Origin of the sequence: Haloarcula pellucida, assembly GCF_014647235.1 — an archaeon.
GTDB lineage: Archaea > Halobacteriota > Halobacteria > Halobacteriales > Haloarculaceae > Haloarcula > Haloarcula pellucida.
This window is the reverse complement of sequence record NZ_BMOU01000001.1, coordinates 443,475-460,363: the sequence shown is the minus strand read 5'-3', so window position 1 is coordinate 460,363 and position 16,889 is coordinate 443,475. Positions and strand designations below refer to the sequence as shown.

Genomic DNA, 16,889 nt, shown 5'->3' with positions numbered 1-16,889 from the left:
TGCGGTACTCACCCCCGTCGGAGTCGCCCGCGTCCCGACTGCCTTCTGACACCCTCTCTTGTGCTATCGCTCGCACGTGATTGAGTCGAAGTAGGGCGGCAGACGCGTCTCCGCCGACGTTGCTACGACTCAATTGCGAAAGCGACCGCTCACCTCCGACGGTTTCGGATTTTTGTCATCGATATTTTATTTCTGTGCCGGTCCTAGACTGTCATAATCGAACATAACCGTTGGATTTATGTTGCACAACTCGTCTTACTGAGGTGGAAATGGTTAGTAGACAATCTCAACAAACACTAAACGCTCTCGGTCGTCGAGAGTTCCTCGGCGGCGTGGCGTCGCTTCTGGCAGCAGCGGCGTACACGCAAGACGTGCCCGAGGACGTAGCCGCACAGGTCACTGGTGGGGACGACAGTGACACACAATCGGTTTCGTCACCTGATGGCAGCATCGGGGTGACTGTCGACGTGTCGGGGGGGACGCCGACGTACAGCGTCGCGTTCAACGGTGCGACGTACGTCGACTCGTCGACCCTCGGCTTCGACTTCCAGAATCAGCCGACGTTCGGCGCCGGTTCAGACGGCAGCACTGGTACGACCATCACCGTCACGGGGAGCGAGAGCGGCACCGAGACGGAGAGCTGGACACCGGAGTGGGACCAGTACGCTTCCGTCTCGCAGGACTACAACTACCTCCGTCTCGGACTGGAAGAGACGAACAGTCCGGGGCGGTCGGGGAACCTCGAGTTTCGGGTCTTCGACGACGGCATCGGGTTCCGGTTCGTCTTCGACGACGACTTCGCGGCTAACAGCGGCGCCCTCGTCGTCAGTTCGGAGAACACGCAGTTCAACTTCGCGGGGGACTACACGGCGTGGTGGATCAAAAACGAGTTCGTCAATCCGCGCTTCGAGCAGGAGTACACGGAATCGAAACTCAGCGAAATCGACGCCGGGACGCGGACCATCCGGCCCAACGACAACGAGATTCGAACCGGCGCACACACCCCGCTGACCATCAAGGCGGGCGAGAACGCGTACATGAGCGTCCACGAGGCCAACTTAGACGACTACTCGACGGCCTCTATCGTCGCACAGTCCGACAGCGGTGGGACGGACTTCACGACGCAACTCGCGCCGCTTCCGGACAACACGAAGGCGTCCCTGCAGGCACCGAACACGACGCCGTGGCGGACCATCCAGTTCGCCACGAGTCCCGGAGACCTCGTGGAATCCTCGCTCATCCCGCTGTTGAACGAGGACCGCGACGACTCCGCGTTGCCGAGCGACGGCAACGGCGGCGTCGACACGAGTTGGCTGACCCCGAAGAAGTACATCGGCATCTGGTGGACGATGATCGCCGGCAACGCCAAGTGGGAGTACAAGACCGACAGCGAGATATCGAACAACGGCAACGACCCGGCCGCGTACATCCACGGGGCGCGCACCGAGCGGATGAAACGATACATGCGCTTTGCCAGCCAGAACAGCATCGACAGCGTGCTGGCCGAAGGCTGGAACAAGGGGTGGGACTCCTACGGGTCCGACGCCAGCGACACCGGCGCGTCACTGGAGATGGGCGTGGCCGATTCGTACCCTGATTTCGACGTGTCGACGGTGACCAACTACGGGTCGTCCCTCTCGAACCCCGTGGAGTTCACCATCCACAACGAGACGTCGGGGAACATCCCGAACTACGAGACGGAGATACTGAGCGACGGCATCTTCTCGCAGTACGACGACGCCGGCATCCACTCTATCAAGAACGGCTACGTCTCGGACCCCGGCCTGTTCGGGGACAACCAGTCGACGCCGAGCCACAACCAGCACTGTCAACTGGCGGTCAACCACCATCGGACCGTCATCGAGGAGGCTGCCGGCGAACGCCAGATGCTGGAGATTCACGAGGGCATCAAGCCCACGGGTGAACGACGCACGTATCCGAACGTCGCCGCCCGCGAAGTCGTCGAAGCACAGGAGTACGACGGCTTCGGTGCGCTCGGCTCGAACGTCGGCCGGGAACACCACGTCACGCTCCCGTTCACCCGGATGCTTGCCGGCCCGACGAGTTACCAGCCCGGCATCTTCGACATCACGTTCAACGACTCGACCGGTGATCAGGTGCAGACGACCCGCGCGAAGCAACTCGCGATGTACCCCACGTACAACGCGGGCATCCAGATGGCCGCAGACCGGGTCGAGGCGTACATCAGCGACGAGTTCGAGGTCGGCGAGTACGTCCAGGCTCCGTCGGGCACGCTCGATGGAATGATCACCGCGGACGACTGGCGCAACGCCTTCGGGACCCATTACGTCCCGGTCGACCCCAACCGCGAGGCGTCGGGGTCGAAGGTGTCGTTCACGGTGAAGAACGTCCCGAGCGCGGGCACCTATACGCTCCACCTGCGCTATGCCAGCGACGACACGGAGAACGCCCAGCGAGTCATCGACAACGGCAACCCGCAATTCACGCTCGACGTCAACGGCTCGACACAGACCGTCTCGCCGTCGTTCACCGACTACTGGGACGACTGGCAGATTCACTCGGTCGACGTCGAACTCGCTCAGGGCGACAACACCGTCGCTATCGTCGTCGACTACGACGACTCCGGCGACACGTTCACGGGCGACGTCGGCGGCATCAACGTGAACACGGTCGGCATCACAGCGAAGGGCGCCAGCGCGCCGTTCCCGGCGACCTACACCGACCTGACCGACAGTCAGGTCGCAAACGAGAACGTCGAGTCCGAACCGGACTTCGAGTACATCGAGGACGTGCCCGCCGGTGGCTGGGACGAGACCGTCGTCGTCGACTCGTCCATCGGCGACTACATCGTCACTGCCCGCCGCAAGGGCGAGGAATGGTACGTCGGCGCGATGACCGACGGTAGCGGGCGCGCGGTGGAGGCGCCGCTTGACTTCCTCGCGTCGAAGACGAACGGGTGGAAGATGGAGATGTACACCGACGCAGCCGGGACGGACGTCGATACGAACCCGACAGCGATTCGCCACACCGAGTCCATCGTCACCACCGGCGACACGGTACTGGCGACGATGGGGCGCAGTGGTGGGGTCGCACTCCGCTTGACACCGGCGACGTCGAACGAGGCGTCGACCCTCTCGGCGTACGCCCAACCGACACAGACGATAGACAGCGTCAACTTCACTACGACCCAGCCGGGACTGGGCAAGTCGTTCATCGAAGTCACGGCGTCACACGACGGGAACAACGACTTCGTGGGAGGGACGCCGATCGACGTCCAGCTCGGTGGCGAGACGGACGCAATCGAGAACATCCGGCTCGCACCCTCGGCGACGACCGGGGAGACGTTCACCCTTGGCTACAACATCACGCAGGCGGGCTCCTACACGGTCACGCTGGTCGACCGATTGACGGGCACCCAACTAGCCCAACAGAGTATCACCGTCCAGCCGGGCGACCTCGTCGCCGAGTACACAGACCCCGGCGACGACGGACTCGGTGCCGGCTACGGGTTCCCCGAGAGCCAGAAAGGGTCGACGTTCCGTGACGGCGCGTTCGACCTCGAGAAGTTCACCATCTACGAGGACGAGTCGAAGTACTACTTCCAGTACGACGTCGCGAACCTCTACGACGTGTTCGGCGGCGATTTCTCGCCGCACTACTTCGTGCTGTGGGTCCGGGACTCGACCCGGTCTGACGGAAGCCTGACCGAGAACGGGGACATCGGCCTGCAGGCGAACTTCGCGTCGGCGTGGCACTACCGCGTCGCAGTGAGCGGGTTCGCTTCGAGCGCCATCGACAGTGATGGGAACGACCTGACCACCGGCAGTGGAACGGTCAGCATCGATCCGTTCGTCAACCGCGACAGCAACACGGTCATCCTGCCCGTAGAGAAGGCGGCGTTCGACGACATCAACGTCGCGGACATGGAGGTCCTTCCGGTCGTCGGGTCCGAGCGGTTCGGCGGCTTCCGTCCCGTCGTAAACAGCGTCGACGACGTCGGGATCAGTGACCCCATCGTCGGCGCGAAAGCCGGTGCCGCCGACAACGCGCCACGCGTCATGGACGTACTCGTCCCGCCGCGGTCCGACGAGACGCAGGACGAACTGCTCTACTACGACGACGACACGCGCGCGACCCTGCCGTTCACACAGGTGTACCGAGCGGAACTCGGAACGGACACCGAACGTATCGCCACGCTGGCCGACGACACCGGCGACCCGTACGGGCCGGCCACGTCCGCCGACGGGGCGAACGCGTTCAGCTACCCCTCGACGGACGACATAACCCCCGAAGACTACGATATGGAACGGGTGGTCGTCTACGACGACGGGTCGAACTACCGGTTCCACGTCCATCTCCCGAAGCTTCGGGACCCGTTCGGTGGTGACTACGGCTACGGGCTCCAGCACATCCAGATATACGTCCGCGATACGGGTGCAGCCAACTCGAACACCTACAGTCGAGAGGGCGTCCACGCCGGTGGCAGTGCCGAGAACGTCTTCGAGGAGGCCTACCACCGTCGTATCGTCGCACACGGGTTCGCTTCGAGTACCGACGTCCCGAACAGCACCGCGAAGATTCCGGTCGTCGAGGACGGGAGTTGGAACGTCGTCGCCGACGCGGACAGCGGGGTGAGTACGAGAGCGGTCGACCTGTTCTCCGCAATCGAGATTACGGTTCCGAAGTCGACTATCCCGTCCGGCATCCGCGGGGCAGATATCGTCCCGATGATGTTCAGTTACAACGGCTTCGGAACGGCCGGTATCCGTCAGGTGCAGGCGAGTAGTGGCAGCTACGCGTTCGGTGGTGGCTCCAACGGGAACCACAACAACGTCATCGACGTCATCCTGCCCGACGGCGCCTCGCAGGCCGACGTCCTCGACCCGACGGCAAGCGACATCACCGGCGACGACGACTTCGACGGCTACGACATCCCGTTCGTCGACGGGGACGCTGTCGCGAACAGCATCCGAGAAGCGGTCGCCGGGGCCGACGATGCCCCAGTCTCCAGCACCCACTTCGAGACGGTGCGTGACGCCTACGAGTCGAACAGCGCGGTGCCGGGCACGGGAGGACTGGTACCCGACTACAGCGACCTCCGCGATATCGCCTCGGAGGTGGCGGACCAATGAGCGACGCGCCCGAGCGCAAGCTCCTCGCGCTCTCGGTCGCAGTGCTCGCGGTGTTTGCGATTCCCGCGGGCGTGCTCGCGCCAGTCGGGTCGGCGAGCGCGGTCGGCAACGCGGCCGGCAACTGGCAGACCTTCCAGTTCGACCAGCAAAACACCGGGAACGCCTCCGACGCGCCCGACTACGCCAGCGTCACGAGCGGGTGGCGTGCAGGCAATCAGGGAACCGACGTCGCTTCCGGACCGACCGTCAGCGGCGATACGGTCTACGTCGGTGACGGCTCGGCCGTGAAGGCCTACGCCGAGGGCGACGGCTCGCTGTCGTGGGAGACCAGCGTCGACGGGCCGGTGTTCGGCTCGCCCGCCTACGACGGCGGCAGCGTCTACGTCGCGACGGACGGCGGCAGCGTCTATGCACTGGACGCGGCCACCGGTGCCATCACGTGGCAACGTAGTACCGACAGCAACGGCGCCGACTTCGGCTCGTTTGCCGGTTCCGTCACTGTCGGGGACGGCGGGAGCCTCTACGTCGCGAGCGAGGACGGTCACGTCTACAAGCTATCGAACGACGGCACGCAGGTCAGTGCCGCCTACGACATGGGCAGTCCCGCCGGCGCGATGACGCCGGCGGTGTACGGCGACCGCGTCTACGTCGGTGACCGCAGCGGCACCCTGCACATGCTCTCTGCGGGCGACCTGAGCGCCCAGAGTACGAACGACGTCGCGAGCGGGGCGCTGAACTCGCCGGCCGTCACCGAGGACGGCCAGCGAATCGTCGTCACCGCGAGTGACGGGACGGTCGCGGCCTACGACACGGACGGCAACCAGCAGTGGGCCGACACCAGTTCGTACGGCAGCAGCTTCGCCAGCCCCGCCATCCACAAAGGGATGGCCGTCGTGGGGACGACCGACGGCACCGTCGCCGCACACGATATCGATAGCTCCGGGAGTCAGCAGTGGACCGCGACTGTCGATACCAAAAACACCTTCGGCGCGTCGGTGACGACTGCCAACGGGACCGTCTTCGTGGGTACCGACACCGGTGACGTGTCCCTGCTCGACGCCAGTGACGGCAGTACGAAGGCGCGTGCGACGGCGGCCTCGTCGGCGATGGCGACCGCACCGACCGTGGCCGACGACGCGCTGTACGTCGGTACCGACGACGGCGCAGTCGTGCAGTTCCTCGACGCCAACGCGGCCTTCTCGGTCACGGGCATCAGCGCTCCCGGTGGCGTCACCGAGGGTGATATCGGAACCGTCGAAGCGGACGTCTCGAACGCCGGGACGGCAGACGGGACCTACACCGCACGACTGACCGTCGACGGACAGGTCGTCGACACCGAGCGCGTCAGTATCGCGAAAGGGTCGAGCAAGACGGTGACCTTCGACCACAAATTCGTCACCGTCGGGTATCCGACGGTGTCGGTCGGGTCCCAGTCCACGACGATCACTGTCGCTTCTGGATCGAGCAGTGGCGGTGGTGGCGGTGGCAGTGACTCCGGCGACGACCCGACGACCACCGAAACGCCGACGCCCGAGGGGACGGATGCGACCGCCACGCCGGCCGAACCCGACGACGGCGACGGTTCGGAGACGACGGAGACCGCGACCACCGAGGGTTCGACGGCCACCGAGGCGGTCACGGACACGCCGGAATCGACCGGCACAGCGTCGACTGACACGCCTGATTCTACAGACCAGAGCGAGGAATCGGACGACGGCGGTGACGAAGAAGCCACGTCCGGAAGTGGACCCGGCTTCACGGCGGCTATCGCACTGCTGGCCGTAGTGGCAGCGGCACTCCTCGCCGCCCGCCGCGAGAACTAATCGGTCAGGCCGTCACCGACGGTCTGCTTTCGACGCTGGGTTCGGAAGTGGCGACACGGCTGTCGGCGGCGACGGAGCGCGGAAAGAACAGAGGTACCGCGGCTCAGCGAGGCACCCAGCCGTAGACGTGGTTCAACATCACGTACGTGACCAGTCCGAGGAAGAGGCTCAGACCCCACGCGGCGACGGCGATGCGACCGACGCGTGCGTGGGCCGTCTCGCGGAGTTCCGCGACGGAGTGAGAGAGCCCCAACACGACGGCGTGGACGACGACGGGAACCGACACCGCCGACAGCAGGATGTGGACGGCCAGCATCACGATGTAGGCCCCCCAGACGAGGCCCTCGGCCTGTATCTCCTTCTCGAAGCCGCCACCGACCTTGAGCAGATACAGCGTGAGGAAGGCGAGGATGAGTGCGAACGCCGTCAGCATCGCCCCACGGTGCTTACGGATCTGGTCGGTCTTGATGAAGTAGACGCCGGCGACGATAGCACTCAGTGCGGCCGCGTTGATGACGGCGATAGCGTCGGAGAGGAGGATGACGGTCTGGTTGCTGATCGACGGGAACGGGAGGAATCCGCCGAACGTCCCCAACACGAGGGCGTAGCCGACGACGGAGACGGTGGCGGTGACGCGTCTCGGAGATGCACGGGCACGCGACTGGAGTCTATCTGCGACGGCCATACTACCACGTGAGAAAGCGAGCGGTTTCTGTGTTCTGGAACCCGACGCGGACCGCGTCTACCGGGCCGCCACAGTCAGGCGAAGGTCCGGGAGACGTCTTCGTCTTCGGTCTCTTCTTGCTGGATCTTCTCCCAGGCGTCGAGGAAGTCGTCCATCGTGACCTCGGTGCGGTCGTCGCGGATGGCGAACATCCCGGCCTCGGTACAGATGGCCTTCACGTCGGCCCCGGAAGCCTCCTCGACGTCTTCGGCGAGACCCTCGAAGTCGACGTCGTCGGCGACGTTCATGCCGCGCGTGTGAATCTTGAATATCTGCTTGCGGCCCTCGAAGTCGGGCTTTGGCACCTCGATGAGGCGGTCGAACCGGCCGGGCCGGAGGATGGCGCGGTCGAGCATGTCGAAGCGGTTGGTGGCGGCGATGATGCGGATTTCACCCCGGTCGTCGAAGCCGTCCATCTCCGAGAGCAGTTGCATCATCGTCCGCTGGACCTCGGCGTCGCCGCTCGTCTTCGATTCGGTCCGCTTGGCGGCGATGGCGTCTATCTCGTCGATGAAGACGACCGCCGGTTCCTCCTGCCGGGCGAGTTCGAAGAGGTCGCGGACGAGTTTCGCGCCCTCGCCGATGAACTTGTGGACGAGTTCGGACCCGGCCATCTTGATGAAGGTGGCGTCGGTCTCGTTGGCGACGGCCTTCGCGAGCATCGTCTTGCCCGTCCCGGGCGGACCGTGGAGCAGGACGCCGCTCGGCGGGTCGATGCCGACGTCCTCGAACATCTCGGGACTGATGAGCGGCATCTCGACCGTCTCGCGGACCTCTTCCATCTGTTCTTCGATGCCACCGATGTCGGCGAACGTGACGTCCGGCGACTGGTCGACCTGCATCACGCGGGCACGCACGTCCGTCTCGTTGTCGAGTTGCTTGACGATAGAAAGAGAGTTGTTGACGGCGACGCGGTCGTCGGGTTCGAGGCCCTCGCGCATCTCGTCGGTGACCTCGGTGAGCGCCTCCTGATTGTTGCCGTGCTGTTTGATGATGACGCCGTCGTCGCTGAGTTCCTGCACGGTGGCGACAAACAGTGGCGACTGCTTGAGTTTCTTGTTCTCGTGGGTCAGCCGTTCGAGCTTCTGCTGGTACTTGTTGTTCTCGGCGTTGGCGTCCAGCAGTTTGTCGCGCATCTCCTCGTTCTGTGCTTCGAGCACCTCGAGTCGCTCCTGCAGCGCCTCGATCTTCTTCTGCTGTGAGGCGTCCTCGTCGTAGGGCAGGTCGACCTCGTCGACGGTGTCGGTCATTACGCCACCTCTAGTGGGTGAATCATTATGAGGCTTCGGGTAGTGCCAGCATTCGATACGGCCATTAGAGGGCTCTAGAACACCGTTCCCGACATTCGAGCGGATTCACACCGAACCGGTAGGTTTCTGTCGGGGGGCAAGCAACCGCCGCGTATGTCCGACGAACCAGAATCGGTCGTCGTGGTCGGTGGCGGCGTCGCCGGCCTCTCGGCGGCGATATACACCGCACGCGCTGGTCTCTCGACCCGAATCGTCTCGACCGGAGAATCCATCCTGAACCGCAACGCCCATCTGGAGAACTACCCCGGTTTCCCGGCCGGTGTCAACCCGCGTCTCCTGCTCGAACTCATCCGCGCACAGACCCGCCGAGCGGGGGCGTGGTTCGTGGACGGACGCGTCCAGCGAGTCACGGCGACCGACGACGGGTTCGAGACGACCGTCGAGAACGGCGAGGCGTTCGAATCCGACTACGTCGTCGCGGCCTCGTGGGCCGACGCGACGTATCTGGACGGCCTCGACGTCGACCTCGTCGACCGCGGGACCAAGGAGTTCGTCGGCGTCGACGACTGCGGGCGAACCGCCGTCGACGGTCTCTACGCGGCGGGCCGACTGGCCGAACAGCACCACCAGACCATCGTCGCCGCGGGCCACGGTGCGCAGGTCGGCCTGACGCTCATCGAGGACAGCGACGTCGACTTCTATCACGACTGGACGGCGCCGGAAGGGTACTTCACCGGACGGGACCGCGAGGTGCCACCGGGCTGTGAAGAGATCGACGAGGAAGAGCGCAAGCGCCGCGAGCAGGAGTCACTGGAGATGATGCAGCGGTACTTCGAGGAACCGATGCCGGGCGAACCGACGATGCACCCCAGCGTCGCCGACGAGGAGTAACTCAGAGGTCCCCGGCTACCTCGCCGAGGCGCTCGATGCGGTCGGCGGTCGGCGGGTGCGAACGTGTCTCGACGTGGAACTCGTCCTCGCCCGAGTCCTCGAACCCGTACGGGAGGAAACAGAGCCCTCGGACGCCGTCGTAGGCCCGTCGCTTGTCGGTCTCCGGGGTCGGCGTCGCGTCGGCGTCGAGCGTCTGGAGGGCGCCGACGAGTGCCGAGGGGTTCCCGGTGAGTTTCGCGGCGCTCCGGTCGGCGGCGAACTCTCGCGCACGCGAGAGCGACCGCGCCAGCACGACCACGGGCGCGGTGAACACGCCCAGCAAGACCCCTCCGAGGACGACTGTCAGGCCGAACACCACGAGGAAGCCGACGGTAAAGGAGACCGACCCGAAGGGGGCGTCGAGGAAGCGGGCGCTGAGGACGTAGGCGACGGCGAGTCCGACCGCCGCGACGAGAAGCCGACTCCCGCGAGTACCCGGGAGCAGGTCGTCGAGCGGGCCGTACTCGCCGTTGGTGAGCGCCGGCAGGAAGTTCGCCAGCGTCATCACCGTCGCGTCGCGGTTCGAGACGTGCATCAACTCGTGGGCGAGAACGGCGTCGAGTTCGTCGCCGTCGAGGGTCGCGAGCAACCCCGCGCTGACGACGACGGTCGCACTGCCCAGCGTCCCGACGGCGAAACTGTTCGGCACGTCGCGCTCTGCCACGGCGAGCGTCGGCATCGTCATATCTGCCTGCTGACAGAGTCGCTGGACCCGGTCGTGGAGGTCGGGGTACTCCTCGCGTGAAACCTCGCGTGCGTCCGCCTCGGCGAGCGTCTGCGCGCGCGTGTACCGTAACTGCGCCCAGACGAACGCGACGAGGGCGGGCGAGACGACCGCGACCCACCACGCGACGCCGGAACCGACCGGGAGTGCCGCCGCGACGGCGTCACGGACCGGCGAGAGCCACGGCGTCAGGAGGTACGCGACTGTCGCGACGACGGCGACGTCGACGGCGAGCAACAGCGAGAGGGTCAGGAGGATACGGCGGGTGAGTCTCCGCATGGGGCGTACTGATACCTTACTGTCAACACGTCAAAATCCTTCTGGTGGGTCAAGACGTAGCCTGAACAAGGACAATACTTTAGACTGGTTGGCAAGAAATCAAGGGTAGTGCCTTCCAGCCTCATCCGCGCCGCTCTGGCCCTCCTCTGTGCCGGTGCCGTCATCTACGCGACGGCGCTGTTCCCCGCCGCGCTGGACGTGGAACTTCAGCAACAGGCCCCCGTCGACGGGACAGAACCGGCACCGACCCCGGCGCCCGACACGCCGACGGCAACGCCGACGCCAACACCGACGGCAACGCAGACGCCAACGCCGACGCCCGCACCACCTGACCGAGGCGGTGGCTCCGGCGGCCTGCCGGACCTATCGTTCCTCCCGACGTTGGTCGCCTTGCTCGGTCTCACTGCCGTCGGCTACGTCGGCGTGGTACTCGTCCGGGCCAGCGACGGCTACGGCGGCGTCGACATCACGCTCCCGTGGATCGGCCGCGTCTCGCTGCCCTTTGCGGGCGTCATCCAGCGGATTCCGCAGGTCACGACAGCCGTCCTGCTCACAGGCGGGGCTGGCCTCGCTCGAGTCACAGCGGGCGTCGGAACGGTCGTCAGCGGCGTCGGGAGCGGCCTCGCGGCCGGTCTCGTCCCATTCGCCCGGATGGCCGGACGGTCGCTCACCGCTCTCCCGACCGCGCTCGTCGCTATCGCCGGTGTGCCGATGCGGTCGCTCGCTGGTCTGACCGGCGGTGGCCTGTTCGCGTCGCTCCGGGGTGGGATCGAACGACCCGAGTTCATGGAACCGGACGACCCGACGACGGAGGACGCCCGGACCGCCTCGTCGGTCCCAGCGGGCACCGACGCGGACGACGACCCCGGTCCGCCCTCGATACGCGAGGCCTGGGAGCGGTTGACCGACGCCGTCCCCGTCGACAACCCGACTGCGACGACTCCCGGCGAGTACGCACGCAGGGCGACCGACGTCGGCCTGCCGGAAGGGCCGGTCTGGCGACTGACCGAGTTGTTCCGGGCCATCACGTACGGCGGCGAGTCGCCGTCGGCCGGACGAACCGAAGCCGCTCGCGACGCCCTCGAAGACATCTTCGGCGGAGGTGACGACTCGTGAGCGAAACCGTGACCACCGACACACCGACGGAACAGACCACCGACGACGCGCCGGCCTCGGTCAGGGCCACCACAGCGGACCCGGACGAGGCCATCACGGCGACGCGGTCGGCACACGCGAGAGTCGACGGCACGGTCGAGCGCGACGACCCGGGTCGCTGGTGGCGCGTGTTCACCGCCGTCGGGCTCGTATCGCTAGTCGCCGCCGTCGCCGTCGCGACGATGCCAGGTCTGGCCGAATCGCTGGTCAGCGTTGGGACGACTGCGACGCTCCGTGCCGCTATCCCAGCGGCCGCCATCGTCGTCGCGCTGGTTGGCCTCTCCGGCGTCGTCAGCCGTGACCACGCCGAGGAGCGCGACCGGGGAGACCCGGTCGAACTCCCGACGGCCGACCCCGAGTCCATGCAGGGACCCACACAGCCCGTCGTCGGCACCGACATCGACGAGGCGCTGGACCGGATCGACGGCCGTGTCGACCCCTACAACGGCCTCGAAGCGAGTTACGCCGCCGACGTGCGACGACAACTCCGCGAGACGGTCGAGCGAACGTTGGTCCGTCGAACCGACGCGAACCCGATCGACGCACGGGCCGCCACCGAGCAGGGGACGTGGACCGAGGACCCCCGCGCCGCGTCGTTCGTCGGCGGCGACGAGGTTCCCGACCCGCCGCTCGGCCTGCAGTTGCGCGACTGGGCCAGCGGGGAGGGGTTCGACCGCAAGGTCGAGGCGACGCTGAACGAGATCCGGCGCCTGCGGGGAGGTGAGCCCGCGTGACCGAGCGACGGCGCGCGCGCCGAGCGGTCGGCCTCTCGGTGGCGCTGGTGACCGGCGCCGTCGGACTCGTCACGGGGAACGCGGCCATCTTCGTCGCGTCGACGGTAGGGCTGGTGTACGCCGCCTACGAGAGCGCGACCCGGCGGCCGGAACCCGAACTGACGGTCGAGCGGACGCTCGAACCGGCCACGCCGCTCCCGGGCGACGAGGTGACGGTGACCGTGACGGTCCACAACCACGGCCGGTCGTACCTCCCCGACGTGCGTATCGTCGACGGCGTTCCCGAACGCCTCCGGGTCGTCGAGGGGGCGCCCCGGTTCGGGACGACGCTCGACGCCGACGACAGCGACTCCTTTAGCTACACCGTCAGGGCGCGACGCGGCGAGCACCCCTTCGGCGAGACGACCGTCGTCTGCCACGACCTCGCAGGGACCGAGGAGTGCCGCGAGTCCGTGACCGTCGAGACGACCATCGACTGCAGCGCCGACGTGGAGTCGATCCCGCTCTCGGCACAGATGCTCCAGCGGACGGGACGAACCCGGACACAAGCGGGCGGCGACGGCGTCTCGTTCTACGGCATCCGAGAGTACCAGTCGGCGGACCCGATGCGACGCATCGACTGGAACCGCTTTGCCCGGACGAGCGAACTGGCCACGGTCGAGTATCAGGAGACTGCGGCGGCGACCGTCGTCCTGCTACTCGACACGCGACACCCGGTCGCGCCGCGGCCACGGGACCCCAACGCGGTCCAGTTCTGTACGTACGCCGCCGAGCAACTGGCGCGGACGCTGCTGGCCGAGAACGACCGCGTCGGCGCCGCCACCTTCGACGACTGCGCGTATCTCCGCCCGTCCGGTGACAGGAGCCAGTACCGGCGCCTGTGTGAGTTCCTCGCGGCAGAGAGCGGTGACGATGCGGTAGCGTCCGAGTTCCTCGAGGAGGCGAGCGGGCGCCACCGCTTCCAGTCGTTCGCCGACGTGGCGAGCGCCGACCCGGTCGCGGACGGTGGCGACCCCGTGGGGATGCTCGACCGTCGCTTCCCCGACGAGGCACAGGTCGTCTTCTGTAGCCCGTTGCTTGACGACCGAGCGGCCGGCGCGGCCAAGCGCCTCGCGGCGTACGGCCACGACGTGACCGTCGTCAGTCCCGACGTGACGGCGTCGGAGACGCCCGGTGGCGCCCTCGCCGGGTTCGACCGGAGCGAGCGCATCGACGACCTCCGCGGGACGGTCCGCGTGGCCGACTGGACGCTGACCGATCCGCTCGCGAAGACGCTCGTGCGGGCCACGGAGCGGTGGTCGGCATGAACGGTCTCGACACTCGCCCGGTCGAATCCACGGCGGCGCTGACGGGGACGCTCGCGGTGGTCGTCGCACTCGCTATCGGCCTCGGCATCGGTACCCCGGTGCCGGTCGCGACGAGCGTCCTCGGGGGGCTGGCACTCGCCGGCGGCGCATGGGCGCTGGACCAAGAGACGAACGCGCGAATCGCGGCCGGGAGCGTCGCGCTCCTCGCGGGGTCGCTCTGTCTCGGTGCAACGCTGTTCCTCGGCCGCGGGAGTTACGCGCTACCCGTGTACGTCGGTCTGGCCGTCGCCGTCGCCGTCGTCGCTATCGACGCCACGACCGGACTGGTCGAAAACGAGCCGCTCGGGACGGCATTGCGCGAGAGCGGGAACGCGCTCCTGATCGGTATCGTCCTCGCCGTCCTGTTGAACCTGAACGCCGAGTTCGGAGTCCTGGTAGCGTTCTTCGGGACACTGCTCGCGGTCTCGGTCGCCACCCCGCTGGGCGCGTTCGTCACGCTCCAGCTAGCGGTCCTCGGCGTCCTCGGCCTGCTGACACGCGTCGTCCCGGTGCTCTCCGGGTGGCTGCCCGACACGGGCACCGACGGACCGCTCGATACGCTAGACGACGTGGCCGTCTCGCCCAGACGACTCCCGAGAGCGGTCGTAGCCGTCCTCGCTCTCGAAGTCCTCGTCGCGTTGAGTCCCGTGGGCCGGTCGCTGTTTGCCCTGTTCCTCGACAGCGTCCCCGTCGTGGGGCCGCTGCTGGAACTGGCGCTCAGTTGGCCGCTGCACGTCCTCGTGGGACTGGTCGGCGTGGCGCTGTGCTGTGTCCTCCTCGCCGACGCCCTACAGGTATGGGTGGTCGACTGGCTCGGCGACGACCCCGCTCGGACGCTAGCGTTGCAGGCCGGCGGCTTGCTGACCGTCGCCGTGGCGCTTGTCGGTACCACCGTCGCGTCGGTGTTCGGTGTCACGTTCCTGTCGGCGGACACCACGGGTGTGGCGTCACTGGTCGGCCCGGCGGGCATCGTCCTCGGCGGGACCGTCTCACTGCTGTTGCTCGTCGGCATCGTCCTCCAGACGCCGTCGTTGCTGTCGGCCTACGGACTGGTGCCGGCGTCGACGGCCGGATTCGCGACTGGCAGCGCGCTCCTGTTCGTGACGACGCTCGCCGCCGCCGAACTGGGGCTTGCCACGCCGCTGGTCGTCCTCGGTGTCGCCGGGGCGATACTCGTCTGGGACGTCGGCGCACACGCGAAAAGCATCGGTGGCCACCTCGGGCGGGCCGCCGACTCGACGGACAGCCAGTTCGTCCACGTCACCGGAAGCGCACTCGTACTGACCGGTGGGGTCGCCGTGGCGCTCGCCGCACGCTACCTGCTCGTGCCGATGCTCGCGCCCGCCGCCGACCCGACCGCTGCACTCAGGTCGGCCGTCGCGCTCGGACTGGTCGTCGTCGCGGTCCTCGCGTTCGCCGCCGCCAGCATGGCCCGTGAGGGTCGCCCGACGGCGGAGTGAGGACCGTACCTTTTAGGCCGTGACGGCGAAGGGTGAGTCATGTTGCAGGGAGTCAACGTCGTACTCGGGGTTTCGGGCTCCATCGCCGCGGTCAAGACGGTGGAACTGGCCCACGAGTTGCGCCGACAGGGGGCGTCGGTTCGGGCGGTGATGACCGGCGCCGCGACGGGCATCGTCCACCCGTGGGCCGTCGAGTTCGCCACCGAGAACGACGTGGTGACGGAACTGACCGGCCGGGTCGAACACGTCGACCTGTGTGGCGTCGACGGGTGGGGAGACGTGCTCCTCCTCGCGCCCGCGACGGCTAACACCGTCGGGAAAGTCGCGGCGGCAATCGACGACACGCCGGTGACGACGTGTGCGACGACGGCGCTGGGAGCGGGCCTCCCGGTGGTCGTCGCACCGGCGATGCACGAACCGATGTACGACCACCCTGGTGTCTTAGACGCCATCGAGCGCGTCGAATCGTGGGGCGTGGAGTTCGTCGACCCGCGCATCGAGGAGGGCAAAGCGAAGATAGCGACGGAGGAGGCTATCGTCACCGGCGTTGCCCGTGCCACCGGGGACCGGCCGCTCGACGGCCGGCACGTCGTCGTCACCGCCGGGGCGACCACCGAGTCGGTCGATCCGGTGCGGACGCTGTCGAACCGCGCGTCGGGGCGCACCGGACGGGCGGTCGCGCGGGCCTGTTACGTCTACGGCGCGGACGTGACGCTCGTACAGGACGGGCCGGACGTGCCCTACGCCACCGTCGAGCGAGTGGAGTCGGCCACAGAGATGACGGCCGCCGTCTCGAACGTGGCTCCGACGGCCGACGCACTCGTCTCCGCCGCGGCCATCTCCGATTACACGGTCGAGGCCGCAGACGAGAAGATACAGAGCGGACAGGACGACCTGACGCTGACGCTCGAACGGACGCCGAAACTCATCGACACCGTCCGCGAGGACAACCCCGACCTCCCTATCGTCGGCTTCAAGGTGGAGTCGGCCGGTGACGACGAGACGCTGGTCGGCCGGGCCCGCGAACTGCTCGATAGGGTCGGCCTCGCTTTCGTCGTCGCCAACGACGCGAGCGTGATGGGCGAGACGGACACCCGCACACTCCTCGTCCGGGCCGACGAGACGAGCGAGTACGTCGGCGACAAGCAGGGCCTCGGCGTGCGGGTGGCTCGAGAACTCGCCGACGAACTGGGTGAACGCCCATCGACAACCGAATGATTGCGAAATAGTTTTGCGTATCCCGTTGCTCGCTTTCGGTAACGACTGTAGCGCGCGTCAATCACCAAGAGGTAGGATTCTCACAAATTACCGTGACTGCATCTGACGCCCACCGTCTACTGGTGCCGGTCG

At 67.0% G+C, this 16,889-nt stretch carries 11 protein-coding genes; 8 read left to right on the top strand and 3 right to left on the bottom strand.

Annotated features, from left to right (window positions below; translation table 11 throughout):
• Positions 1-269: 269 nt before the first annotated feature.
• Positions 270-5,114 (top strand): glucodextranase DOMON-like domain-containing protein, encoded by a 4,845-nt coding sequence (locus IEY28_RS02490; protein WP_188994235.1) that lies wholly within the window; start codon positions 270-272, stop codon positions 5,112-5,114.
• The gene (locus IEY28_RS02485; protein ID WP_188994233.1) at positions 5,111-6,937 is read left to right on the top strand and encodes an outer membrane protein assembly factor BamB family protein; all 1,827 of its coding nucleotides are present in this window, start codon (positions 5,111-5,113) and stop codon (positions 6,935-6,937) included. Before IEY28_RS02490 ends, IEY28_RS02485 begins: the two co-directional genes overlap by 4 nt.
• Before the next feature lie 103 nt (positions 6,938-7,040).
• Here the strand turns inward: IEY28_RS02485 and IEY28_RS02480 are convergent, their stop codons facing one another.
• Both IEY28_RS02480 and pan1 read right to left on the bottom strand, forming a co-directional pair.
• Positions 7,041-7,622 carry a DUF420 domain-containing protein gene (locus tag IEY28_RS02480; protein WP_188994231.1) on the bottom strand — a complete coding sequence of 194 codons (582 nt, stop codon included), beginning with the start codon at positions 7,620-7,622 and terminating at the stop codon, positions 7,041-7,043.
• Between the two features lie 74 nt (positions 7,623-7,696).
• Positions 7,697-8,911, bottom strand: coding sequence for a proteasome-activating nucleotidase Pan1 (gene pan1 / locus IEY28_RS02475; RefSeq protein ID WP_188994229.1), 1,215 nt, complete (start codon positions 8,909-8,911; stop codon positions 7,697-7,699).
• Between the two features lie 153 nt (positions 8,912-9,064).
• Between pan1 and IEY28_RS02470 the strand changes: the two genes are divergently transcribed.
• A complete protein-coding gene (locus IEY28_RS02470) occupies positions 9,065-9,802 on the top strand; it encodes an NAD(P)/FAD-dependent oxidoreductase (protein ID WP_188994227.1) in 738 nt (245 codons plus the stop codon).
• A gap of 1 nt (position 9,803) precedes the next feature.
• Here the strand turns inward: IEY28_RS02470 and IEY28_RS02465 are convergent, their stop codons facing one another.
• Positions 9,804-10,844, bottom strand: coding sequence for a M48 family metalloprotease (locus IEY28_RS02465; protein ID WP_188994225.1), 1,041 nt, complete (start codon positions 10,842-10,844; stop codon positions 9,804-9,806).
• Positions 10,845-10,952: 108 nt separating this feature from the next.
• Here IEY28_RS02465 and IEY28_RS02460 point away from each other — a divergent pair, with 108 nt between their 5' ends.
• From IEY28_RS02460 to coaBC, 5 genes are read left to right on the top strand one after another with little or no spacing between them, the layout of a single operon-like run.
• Complete coding sequence (locus IEY28_RS02460) at positions 10,953-11,960, top strand: DUF4129 domain-containing protein (RefSeq protein WP_188994223.1); 1,008 nt, start codon at positions 10,953-10,955, stop codon at positions 11,958-11,960.
• On the top strand, positions 11,957-12,733 hold the full coding sequence (locus IEY28_RS02455) for a DUF7269 family protein (RefSeq protein ID WP_229783066.1): 777 nt from the start codon (positions 11,957-11,959) through the stop codon (positions 12,731-12,733). The genes IEY28_RS02460 and IEY28_RS02455 overlap by 4 nt, the downstream gene beginning before the upstream one ends.
• Positions 12,730-14,040 carry a DUF58 domain-containing protein gene (locus IEY28_RS02450; protein ID WP_188994221.1) on the top strand — a complete coding sequence of 437 codons (1,311 nt, stop codon included), beginning with the start codon at positions 12,730-12,732 and terminating at the stop codon, positions 14,038-14,040. Before IEY28_RS02455 ends, IEY28_RS02450 begins: the two co-directional genes overlap by 4 nt.
• Entirely contained in the window at positions 14,037-15,539 is a 1,503-nt protein-coding gene (locus tag IEY28_RS02445; protein WP_188994219.1) for a DUF7519 family protein, read from the top strand. The genes IEY28_RS02450 and IEY28_RS02445 overlap by 4 nt, the downstream gene beginning before the upstream one ends.
• 39 nt (positions 15,540-15,578) lie before the next feature.
• Entirely contained in the window at positions 15,579-16,757 is a 1,179-nt protein-coding gene (gene coaBC, locus IEY28_RS02440; RefSeq protein WP_188994217.1) for a bifunctional phosphopantothenoylcysteine decarboxylase/phosphopantothenate--cysteine ligase CoaBC, read from the top strand.
• Positions 16,758-16,889 lie beyond the last annotated feature (132 nt).